The following is a 10,219-nucleotide window of genomic DNA, read 5'->3' as shown; positions in this document are numbered from 1 at the left end:
GATCGCGAGGGGGCGCCGTCGCCCTCGATGGTGTACCGCATTCCCCTGGACGGCTCCGGCCCCAGTGCCCTGGGCGTGAGCGGCAGCCCCGTGGACCAGTTCTCGTTCCTGGAGAGCGACGACCGGCACCTGAACGTGCTGGTGCGCTCCGAGGGCGGCGGCGACGCCATGTGGAGCGCCGAGACCAAGAGCGGGCGCGCGGCCCTGCTGCGCATTCCCCTGGACCGATTCGGCGACGGAAGCGGGACGGCGGACGCGTCCATGTACCAGGAACTGCCCGTGGCGTCCGGCTACGCGTTCCAGAACCGCTTCGTGGGCGACTACCTGCTGTACGGATCGGGGAGCGGATGGGGCCCGCCGCGCGAGGCGCGCACGCCGCTGTACGCCGTCCCCTGGCGCGGGGGCGCCGTGACGGCCGTGGCCCTGCCGCACGGGGTGGACCGCATCGAGGCCATGGGCAGCGACGCCGTCGTCGTGGGCACGGACGGGCAGAACCTGCACTTCAGCGCCATCCGCTTGGCGGGGACACCGGCGGTGGCGCAGCGCTACGTGAGCGCCGGCGCGTCGCAGGGCGAGCTGCGCAGCCACGGCTTTTTCTACAAGCCGGACGGGCGGGACGGCGGCATCCTGGGCCTGCCCATCCGCGGGCCCGGCAAGCCCGGCTACGCGCACCTGGAGGAGGGCTCGGCGTCCGTGCTGTTCCTGCGCAACCGCGCGTCGCGCTTCGAGGAGCTGGGCGAGCTGGCAGCCGGCGCCGGCGCCACGGTGGACGACGGGTGCCGGGCGTCGTGCGTGGACTGGTACGGCAACGCGCGTCCCATCTTTCTGCGTGGGCGCATCTTCGCGCTGCTGGGATACGAGATCGTGGAAGGCGCCCTGGACGGCGGCCGCATCCGCGAGACGCGTCGCATCAGCTACGCGCCGCGCCAGACCGTTGCCCGACGCTGATCCGCGCGTGATCGCGTAGATCCCGGCTGGGCGGGCGGAACGGCATCTCACGCAGAGGGAGCAGAGGCAGCAGAGTACCCCATCGTGCCCTCCCTCAGCCTCTCTCGCGTGACCCGCCGCGGTCGCCGGGCGTCATCCTGCGCATCGGGCAGGTTGTTTGCGCGGATGGGCTTGCGTGGATGCGGACGATGCCGGTCCACGCGCAACGGTGACGTGAGGGGGAGCGATGGACGGGATGAGGATTCTCGCCGCCATGGCGGCACTGGCGGCCGTCGCGCCAGAAAGCGCGTGGGCCGCGCGTTTGGAGGATGCGCACCGCGATGCCGCCGTCGCGCTCGCGCCGGAAGGCGTGCTGCAGCAGGGCCGTGGTAACGGCGGCGGCGGCGGGCAGGATGACGGCGGCGGGCGCGGGCGGGGCGGCGGTGGAGAATCGCGCGGCGGACGGGGCGGCCGCGACGACGCGCCGCGCACGGAGCGCCGGCAGGGCGGCGGCGGATCGTCCGAGCGGCAGTCCGGGCGCGGCGGCGGATCGGACCGGGCAGAGCGGGGCAATGGGCGCGCATGGTCGTCCTCCTCGTCGTCTTCGTCGCGCGGCAACGGCGCGTCGGGGCGGACGGAGGAGCGGCGCGGATCAGAGTCGTCCTCGTCGCGCGGAAACGCATCGTCCTCGTCCTCCTCGTCGCGGACGGAGCGGGGGAACGGCAGCGTGTCCGCCTCGTCGCGGTCGGATGAGCGGGGACGCGCCAGCGAGACCGTCCGCGCGGGCGGGACGACGGTGACCACGTCCGCGTCCGTCGAGAACCGCGGCGCCCGGTCCGCCCGCGGCAACCGGCGCGACCGGCTGACGGGGCAGGCGCTCCAGGCGCGCATCGCCGACCTGCCGCCCGACGTGCGGCAGATGGCGGAAAGCAGCCGGCCCGGCGAGCGCGTGGTGGCCGGCGCCCTGGCCCGCGGCCGCGCGCGCAACAACGCCGGCGCGTGGGACGTGCGCAGCGACAACGGCCGCGTGCGCGTGCTGAGCCGCACGGGTGCCCTGCTGTTCGACATGGACGACCAGCGCGCCCGCGACCTGGGCGCGTGGCGGCTGCGGCGCCTGGGCGACCGCCAGCCCACGGGCAACGCGCCCGCGTTCTGCCGCAGCGGCGCCGGGCACCCCGTCTTTGGGCGCGAGTGGTGCCTGGACAGGGGCTTTGGCCTGGGCAGCCGCACCGGGACGGTCTGGAGCCGCGGCGGCATCGACGACGTCATCTGGCGCCGCCGCACGGATGACCGCCTTGACCGCGATGGCCTGGACGGCGTGCTGGGCGACATCATCCTGGGCCGCTTGGCGCTGCAGGCCCTGTCGCTGGGCTACGACCAGCCGCTGGCGGGGACGTGGGTGGCGCAGCCGGACGGCCCGCGCCTGCTGCGCGTGAGCTCCGGCGGCTACGAGGTGGCCGAGCTCGTGGACACGGACCGCGACGACCGCGTGGACGTGCTGTACGTGGTGCAGCCCGTGTGGTAGCGCGGCGTCACGGGGTTGCAACGGCCGGGGAAATGCGGTAACACGTTTCAGCCCCCGTCCCGATCGGCGGGACGGAGGCTGAACCTTTTGGGGAGGTGGATGCGTGGGAACGTGGCCCAGGAGCGGGGCAGAGGTCGTACAGCAGGCCGCGCGGGCGGACGCGCGCGACGCGGCGCTGGCGGGGCTGGACCCGGCGCTGCGCGAGCGGCTGCACGCGCTGGCGGAGGAGGGCCGCGAGTTCTGGCACCAGTTCGACGCCGAGGTGCGCCAGCAGGACTTTCACCCGTTCGTCCCCGCGGACTACGACGTGGTGCTGGCCGCGCTCGTCCGCATCCGCCAACCGGGGCTGCGGTTCCTGGAGTGGGGCTCAGCCACGGGTGTCATCGCCATCATGGCGGACCTGCTGGGCTTCGAGGCATACGGTATCGAGCTGGACGCGGACCTCGTGAAGACAGCGCGGACGCTGGCGGAGAAGTACGGCTCCAAGGCGCGCTTCGCGGCGGGCAGCTTTCTGCCCGCCGGCTACCGCTACCGCCCGCGTGACGGCGACGCCCGGCTGGGCACCATCGGCGACGGCGTCTCGGGATACCGCGAGCTGGGGGTGCCCCTGGACGACTTCGACGTGGTCTACGGCTACCCGTGGGGCGGGGAAGAGCCCATGATGCTGGACCTGATGCGCGCGTACGGCGGCCGCGACGCGCGCCTGCTCATCCTGGGCGGCAATGCGATGCGCGAATACCGCAACGGTCGCCTGGTCTCCAGCCCCACGCCGGCCGCGGCCTGAAACGACGGAACTGCTTTCTCACGCAGAGCCGCAGAGGCGCAGAGGACTACGTGTCCCCTGCGCCTCCGTCGTCTTCGCGCGGAAATCGGGAAACAACGATTCTCACACGGGGCCTGCGGCCAACGGAGTCAACGGTTTGTTACTCTTTTGATCCGTTTCCGTTGGCCGCAGGCCCCGTTCGCCGCAGGCGCCGTGTGAGAATGCCTTTGCCCTGGATGCTACGCCGCGCGCGAGCCCGCCAGGGCGGCCTCGGCGTGGTTCACGGGGGCGCGGGCGAACGCCTTTTCCCACGCGGCCACGGCCGTGAGCACCACGGTGGCCGCGGCGCTCAGGCCCACGGGCGGCATCCACGGCGCCGCGAACGACAGCGCACCCAGTGCCGCCGCGCCCACCAGGTGCGAGACCGGCGCCTCGTCGCAGATGGCCCAGCGAAAGAGCGCAGCGCCCACCAGGAACACGGCCGGCCCGCCCAGCACGGCGATGACCGTGGGCACGGACGCGTGGCCCAGCGGGTGCGCCAGGGAGAACTCGTCGCCGGCGGCCGTGAGCACGATGCCCGCCACCAGCACGATGTGCATGTACGTGTACGCCAGCCGCGCCAGCCGCCCCGGATCGTCCGAGTGCGAGATGCGGCTGGTGGCGCGGACGGCGCTCGTGTCGAAGTACAGCCACCACATGGCCAGGCTCCCCGCCGCCGCGCACAGGAACGCCGCCACGGCGGGCGCCGTCCACTCCATGTTGCTGAACGTGGCGCCCGTCACCAGCACCGACTCGCCCAGGGCGATGATGATGAACAGCCCGCACCGCTCGGCAAAGTGGCCGCCCTCCACGTTCCAGTCGCCCGTGACGGAGCGGCCCAGCACGGGCATCCAGTAGCCCAGCGACGGCGCCGCGAACTCCACGGCCAGCGCCGCCGCCCACAGCGCGATCCGCATCCCGCCCTCCGCCAGCCCGCCGCCGATCCAGAACACCGACGCCATCGCCAGCCACGCCAGGATGCGCGTAAAGTTGCGCCGGTGCCGCTCGTCGGACCCGCTGAACACCCACAGGGCGAACGCCGTGCGGCCCAGCTGCATGGCCGCGTACGCGCCCGCGAACGCCAGCCCGCGCCCGTCGAACGCCTGGGGGATGGACGCCGAGACGATCAGCCCGGCCAGGGTCAGGCCCAGCATCATCAGCCGCACGGGGAGCCGCTCGGGGTCCAGCCAGTTGGTGAACCACGACGTGTAGATCCACACCCACCATACGGCCAGCAGCAGCATGGCCGTCTCCAGCGCCCCCTGTGGCGTGAAGTGCTCGATGAGCGTGTGCGACAGCTGGGTGACGGCGAACACGAACACGAGGTCGAAGAACAGCTCGATGAACCCCACCCGGGCGTGCTCGTGGGGAACCCGCGTGCGCAGCAGCCGCGCTCGTTCGATCATGCGATGGATGTGGTGATGATGGGAAGGGAATTTCCTGCAACGGGCCGCTTCGATCCCGAGACCCGCGGCGAGCCGCCCCCGGCAGCGTCGTTGTCCGCGAACGCGCACGAGCGTCATCGCCCGCGAACGCGCGAGAGCTTCATCGCCGCGAACGTGCGCGAACGTCACGCCCGCGAGAGCGCACGATGGTCATCCTGAGGAGCCGCCGCGCGATCCTGCCCGTGCGCGGAATCATGGCGGCGACGAAGGATCCTGCCCGCAAAGTGGCAGGCCGGCTCCACGAAAGAAAGCCGGCCTGACGTTTCGCACGCAAGATCCTTCGTCGCCGCCAGGGATTACGCAGCGGTAAAGTCCGCGCGGCGGCTCCTCAGGATGACGCTCGTCGGACGTCGTCGGGAGAAGCCGACGACGCGCGAGCCTCAATCCTCGCCCTGGGGGAGGCGGTACTTGACGATGGCGTGCTGGTTCCGGGCGGCGGCAAACAGCTCGTCGCGGTCGTTAATGGCCATCCCGAACACCACGGCCACGCCCGTCACCTGCCCCAGCGCCTCGCCGGCCGGGTTGAAGACCTCGATGGGGCCCGTCATCCCGCTCACGTACACGCGCCCGCGGCCATCCACGGCCACGTCGTCCGCCGGGGGAAAGCCGCCGCCGCCAAAGCGGTCCACGAACCGGCCGTCCGCGTTGAGGTGGTACACGTCGGCCTTCCACTGGTCCAGCACGTACAGGTCGCCCGTGCCGCTGACGGCCACGCGCTCCGGCGACGCGTCCTCGTCCACCGCCGCCTCGATGTCGATGGTCTTGAGGATGTCGCCGTCCTTGGACAGGTGCACCACGCTGCCGTCCGCCACGGCCCACAGGGTGCCGTCCAGCGCCAGGGCCACGTCGCGGTAGCCGCGCCCCCGCGAGGTGAACGCCCCCAGCGCCCTGCCCGTGAGCCCGTCGTACCGGTGGATGCGGCCCGACTGCACCACGTACACGGTGCCGCCCCGGTCCGCCGCCAGGTCCAGCAGCGGCATCTTGGGATCCGCCGACCACTGGGTCAGGAAGGTGCCCGCGGAGTCGAACACCTGCACGCGGCCGCCCGTGTACTCGGAGACGTAGATGCGCCCCGCGCCGTCCACGGCCACGCCGCGCGCGTCCTCGAACCGTCCCGCGCCCGTGCCCTCGGCGCCAAAGCGCATCACCTCGCGCGCGAAGCCCGTCTCGGGCGCCGTCTCCTTGGGCGCCAGCGGCGACACGGGCGTGGTGACGGAAGGCGGCGGCGGAAGCGAGGGAGGCACGGGCGGATCCGTGTCGCGCAGCGCCCGCACGCCCAGGATCGCCACGAGCGCCAGGACGACGATGGCCGCCAGCACGCCGCGACGGGCACCCGGCGACGCGCCGGGGATGGAGCCGCCGGGCTGGCCGGCCTCCAGGCGCCCGACCGCGTCGCGCGCCTCGGCCAGGCCCACGCCAAAGTGCTCGCGGTACGCCTGGATGGCGGCGATCTTGTTGCCCGCGCGCAGCTTGCGCAGCACGTCGCCGATGGCGTCGGAGTGGCGCTGCTGCTGCGAGGCGGCCTCCACGTGGCCGGCGCGCTCCGTGAGCAACACGGCCGCGCCGCAGTACGGGCAGCGCACGGTGCTGGCGTGCTCCGGCGGCAGGTCCAGCGGCGCGGAGCAGGTGGGACAGCGCAGGGGAGCGGGCATGTGCCTTCGGGGGAAGCAGGTCGCGCGAAGATCCGGGGGCCGGCATCCGCCGAGACGGGTCCGGTCGCGTGGCAGGAAACGTAGTCGCGCGAGGGAGGGAGATACAACGGGAAAGTTGACCCATGCCGGGAGGGCGGACGGATCGGTCGGTGGGAGGGAGGGCGAGGGTGAATGGAGCGAGGCCGCCCCCCAGTCGGAGGGGATGATGCGCGTTTCGAATCCGATTCCGTACGGCGCCCCCCTCAGCTGAAGGGAGGGATGCGGGTTGTGAATCCGATCCGTAACGGCCGCCCCCCAGTCGGAGGGGATAATGCCGATTTGCGGATCAGGCCGGCATTCGCGGCGCCCCAGCCGGAGCGAATGAATTCGCCGCTGGAACGGCACGATGTCCGCCTGCGCGGACTGCCCCAGCGAAGGTCGGCTCGTGTGCACCGGGGCGACCGTTGCGTGGTTGAAGCCTCACGGCAGTTTGTGAGGCTTTCCGCGGTCGTTGCGGCGGCTTCAGCCGCTCCGGCCGGGTGCAGACCTGCCGATCGTCAGTCCGCCGAACCGTCCGCGACGGGGAGGATGAGGGTGAAGGTGGTGCCCTGGCCCTCGCGCGTGCGCACCTCCACGCGCCCGCCGTGCGCGTCGGCGATGCCCCGGACGATGCTCAGCCCCAGCCCCACGCCGCGCCGGTCGCGGGTGTTGGCCTGCCAGTATCGGTCGAACAGGTGCGGCACCTGCGCGGCGGCGATGCCGGGCCCCGTGTCCGCCACGGAAAAGCACACCTCGTCCGCGGCGGTCTCCGCGCACAGCGTCACCCGCCCGCCGGAGGGCGTGAATTTGAGCGCGTTGCTCACCAGGTTGCCCAGGGCCTGCAGCACGCGGTCGCGGTCCACCAGGAGCGGCGCGTGCTCCATGGGTCCGCGCGCCAGGGCGATGCCGCGGTCCGCGGCCGTCATCCCCGCCAGCTCCAGCGCCTCGCCGGCAATGGACGCCGCGTCGTGCCGCTCGCGGTGCAGGGAGAGCCGGCCGCTCTCGATCTGCGTGATGTCCAGCAGGTCCTGGATGAGCCGGTTGGCCCGCTCGGCCGCGCGCTTGATGACGGCCGCCTGCGTGCGCTCCACCTTTCGCTCCTCCGGCAGCAGCTCCAGGAGGAACGACGAGCTCATGAAGATGGAGTGGATGGGGTTGCGCAGGTCGTGCGACACCACGCCCAGCATGTCGTCGCGGGCCCGGGTGGCGCCGCGGGCGGCGTCGTACAGCCGCGCGTTCTCCATGGCCAGCGCCGCGCGCAGGGCCAGCTCCTCGGCCAGCTCCACGTCCGCGTCGTCAAAGCAGGGCCGCGCCGCCGTCCGCACGAGCGAAAGCGTGCCCAGCACCCGCTGCCCCGCGCGGATGGGGACGACGACGAGCGAGCGCGGACCCAGGTCCCGCAGCAGGTCGGCGTGCGCCGGGCCTCGCCCTACGCGGTCGATCCACGCGTCGTCGATCTCGTTCTCCAGCAGGGGCTCGCCCGTGCGCACCACCTGGGCCTGCGGCCCGCCGTCACCCGGCCGCGGGGGATAGTCGCGCGCCCGCTGGAAGAGCGCCTCCAGCCGCGACGCGGCGTGCGAGGCCGCCACGCGGCGGATGGAATCGCCCTCCAGGACGTCCACCATCACCATCTCCGCCAGCGCGGGAACGGCGATCTGCGCGATGGCCTGCAGCGTGTCGTCCACCTCCAGCGACGACGACAGCACGCGGCCGGACCGCGCCAGCAGCGTGAGCCCGTCCTCCGCGCGCTTTTGCTCCGTGACGTCCGTGAAGCGCACGACGGCGCCCGCCACCTCGCCGTCGCGCAGCAGGGGCGACGACGCGTAGGCCACGGGGAACGACGTGCCGTCCTTGCGCCACAGCACCTCGCCGTAGGTCCGCACGGCCTGCCCCGCCCGCGCCGCCCGGGCAATGGCGCACGTCTCGGCGGGGTAGGGGGAGCCGTCGGCGTGGGCGTAGTGAAAGAGCTCGTGCCCCACGCGGCCCAGCATCTCCTCCGGCGCGTAGCCCAGCTGCGTGGCCGCCGCGTGGTTGGCGAAGGTGATGCGGCCCTGGGCGTCGATGGTGTAGACGCCGTCGGAAGTGGCGTTGAGGAACTCGTCTCGCTCGCGGGCCGTGCGCTGCGCCCGCTCCAGCGCCCGCCGCAGCTCGATCTCGCGCTGTGCCGACGCCCCCAGCTCCGTGAGCACCTCCACCTCGTCGCGCGTCCACTGGCGGGGCGCCATGTCGATGGCGCAGAACGAGCCCACGGGCTGTCCGTCCACCATCACCGGCACGCCCATGTACGCCGCCACGCCCAGCGACTCTACCGTGGGAACGCCGGCGTAGAGCGGATCCGCGCGGGTGTCGGGGATGACGAGCGGCCCGTCCGCCCCCGCGATGCTGAAGTGGCAAAAGGTGCGTCCCGCCAGCTCGCGCGCGGACGCCAGCGGCTCGCCGAAGCCCGCGGCGGACTTGTAGAAGTCGCGCTCCTCGTCCACGAGGGAGAGAAAGGTGGCGGGCACGCGCAGCAGGCGCACGGCCATGCGCGTCAGCCGGTCGAACGCGGGCTCGGCGGGCGTGTCCAGCAGGCCGGTGGCGTGCACGGCGGCCAGCCGCGCGGGATCGCGCCGGACCTGGTCGAGGGATGCGGGTGGATCGTGAGAAGGGTCGCGACGCGGCGCGTCCGTCATCGTCGTAACCGGTTTCCTGGCGTCGGGCTTGGAGGTGAAGTCGCTGCGCCCTCGCAAGAACCGGGCAATTCCAAGCCGGGCGCGGGCTCGTCACCGCGAAAGACGAACTGCGATCTGCATTCGCAGAGGGAGCAGAGGCAGCAGAGTACTTCATCGCGCGACGAAGTACTCTGCTGCCTCTGCTTCCTCTGCGTGAAAATTTCTGTTGCCGTTCCCGCGCGGGATCAGCCGCGGGGCTTGGGGGTCGTGCGGTCCTGCAGCGCCTGCAGGTGGCGGCGGACGGCGCCCAGCCCGCCCGTGCGAAAGATCCGCAGCATCTGGCGGTACTTGTCGCCGAACCAGATGCCGCCGGACGACTTCCACAGCCGGCGCGACAGGAAGTAGCTCAGCGTGGCCACCTGCCGCTCCTGCGCCTGCCGGTCCGCCTCCACGTCCGGCTCCATGGGCTCCACGTGCACCGCCTCGCCCACGCGCACCAGCAGCAGCTGCGCGTACGGCTCGCCCTGCCGAAAGACGGTCGTGGTGCCCGGCGGCGGCGCGCGGAAGACGGCAAAGAACTGCCGCGGCCAGAACCGCTGGATGTGGCCGGGCAGCGCCAGCGGCACCTCGCCCGTGGTGTCGGTAAAGAAGCGCGGATGCGGACCCAGGCGCAGGGCGTAGCCGGGGGGCGGCAGCAGGTCCAGCATGGTGTCCATCCCGAAGTGCCCGCGCGCGAACACGCCGAATGGGTTGCTGTACCCCTTGGCCTTCATCTCCTCGTTCAGCCCGCCCTCGAAGCGGATGCGGCCGTCGTCCACGTGCACGCGCGTCTCGCTCTCGTACGGGTAGACGAGCTCCAGGCCGTACGTGGCGCCCTCCACGAACGGATGGCAGTGCCAGGGCTGCGCCGTGGCGCCGTCCGCCGGCCGCACCGCCTGGCCCGACCATCCCGGGATCTCCAGCCGGATGCGGCGCGGTGGCGGCGCGCCGAAGGACGAGCGCCACCGCAGCTGCAGCGGCGGCACCTCGCCGGCCTGCAGGTCGGGGTCCTGCCCGGCGGCGTTCTGGGCGGCGTCGGGATGCGCCTCGTGGGGATGCGGATCGGTCATGCGCGTGGGGTCCTTGAATCGGCGTCCTGGGCGGGGAGCCACCGCGGACGGGGATCGCTGAGCGTATAGTGGGACTTGATGTCGGCCGTG

Annotated in this window: 7 protein-coding genes and 1 pseudogene; 4 read left to right on the top strand and 4 right to left on the bottom strand. The window is 72.6% G+C overall.

Annotated elements, in window-relative coordinates:
- The 3 genes and pseudogenes from VFZ20_RS18970 to VFZ20_RS18960 all read left to right on the top strand — a co-directional run.
- A pseudogene (locus tag VFZ20_RS18970) lies at positions 1–948 on the top strand (hypothetical protein); the annotation flags it as partial.
- A 235-nt stretch (positions 949–1,183) separates the two neighbouring features.
- Entirely contained in the window at positions 1,184–2,452 is a 1,269-nt protein-coding gene (locus VFZ20_RS18965; RefSeq protein ID WP_329685500.1) for a hypothetical protein, read from the top strand.
- 103 nt (positions 2,453–2,555) lie between these two features.
- Positions 2,556–3,236: a hypothetical protein gene (locus VFZ20_RS18960; protein ID WP_329685499.1), complete on the top strand. Its 681-nt coding sequence runs from the start codon at positions 2,556–2,558 to the stop codon at positions 3,234–3,236.
- A gap of 218 nt (positions 3,237–3,454) precedes the next feature.
- On the opposite strand, the gene VFZ20_RS18955 is transcribed toward VFZ20_RS18960, so the two are convergent.
- On the bottom strand, positions 3,455–4,660 hold the full coding sequence (locus tag VFZ20_RS18955; protein ID WP_329685498.1) for a low temperature requirement protein A: 1,206 nt from the start codon (positions 4,658–4,660) through the stop codon (positions 3,455–3,457).
- 3 nt (positions 4,661–4,663) lie between these two features.
- On the opposite strand from VFZ20_RS18955, the gene VFZ20_RS18950 reads away from it, so the two are divergent.
- On the top strand, positions 4,664–4,858 hold the full coding sequence (locus tag VFZ20_RS18950) for a hypothetical protein (RefSeq protein ID WP_329685497.1): 195 nt from the start codon (positions 4,664–4,666) through the stop codon (positions 4,856–4,858).
- 221 nt (positions 4,859–5,079) lie between these two features.
- Here VFZ20_RS18950 and VFZ20_RS18945 read toward each other — a convergent pair whose 3' ends face one another.
- The 3 genes from VFZ20_RS18945 to VFZ20_RS18935 all read right to left on the bottom strand — a co-directional run bounded on the left by VFZ20_RS18945 (position 5,080) and on the right by VFZ20_RS18935 (position 10,129).
- Positions 5,080–6,351, bottom strand: a complete 1,272-nt coding sequence (locus VFZ20_RS18945; protein WP_329685496.1) for a hypothetical protein — start codon at positions 6,349–6,351, stop codon at positions 5,080–5,082.
- Between the two features lie 536 nt (positions 6,352–6,887).
- Positions 6,888–9,041 carry a GAF domain-containing protein gene (locus VFZ20_RS18940; RefSeq protein ID WP_329685495.1) on the bottom strand — a complete coding sequence of 718 codons (2,154 nt, stop codon included), beginning with the start codon at positions 9,039–9,041 and terminating at the stop codon, positions 6,888–6,890.
- 224 nt (positions 9,042–9,265) lie between these two features.
- Positions 9,266–10,129: a hypothetical protein gene (locus tag VFZ20_RS18935; RefSeq protein WP_329685494.1), complete on the bottom strand. Its 864-nt coding sequence runs from the start codon at positions 10,127–10,129 to the stop codon at positions 9,266–9,268.
- Positions 10,130–10,219: the final 90 nt, after the last annotated feature.

Origin of the sequence: Longimicrobium sp., assembly GCF_036280135.1 — a bacterium.
Taxonomy (GTDB): domain Bacteria; phylum Gemmatimonadota; class Gemmatimonadetes; order Longimicrobiales; family Longimicrobiaceae; genus Longimicrobium.
Note: the sequence above shows the minus strand (reverse complement) of the source record. Positions and strands in the feature narration are given on the sequence as shown.

Coding starts and splice junctions, on each gene's coding strand:
- VFZ20_RS18965 (WP_329685500.1), top strand. CDS start 1,184: ATGAGGATTCTCGCCGCCATGGCGGCACTGGCGGCCGTCGCGCCAGAA.
- VFZ20_RS18955 (WP_329685498.1), bottom strand. CDS start 4,660: ATGATCGAACGAGCGCGGCTGCTGCGCACGCGGGTTCCCCACGAGCAC.
- VFZ20_RS18950 (WP_329685497.1), top strand. CDS start 4,664: ATGGATGTGGTGATGATGGGAAGGGAATTTCCTGCAACGGGCCGCTTC.
- VFZ20_RS18945 (WP_329685496.1), bottom strand. CDS start 6,351: ATGCCCGCTCCCCTGCGCTGTCCCACCTGCTCCGCGCCGCTGGACCTG.
- VFZ20_RS18940 (WP_329685495.1), bottom strand. CDS start 9,041: ATGACGGACGCGCCGCGTCGCGACCCTTCTCACGATCCACCCGCATCC.
- VFZ20_RS18935 (WP_329685494.1), bottom strand. CDS start 10,129: ATGACCGATCCGCATCCCCACGAGGCGCATCCCGACGCCGCCCAGAAC.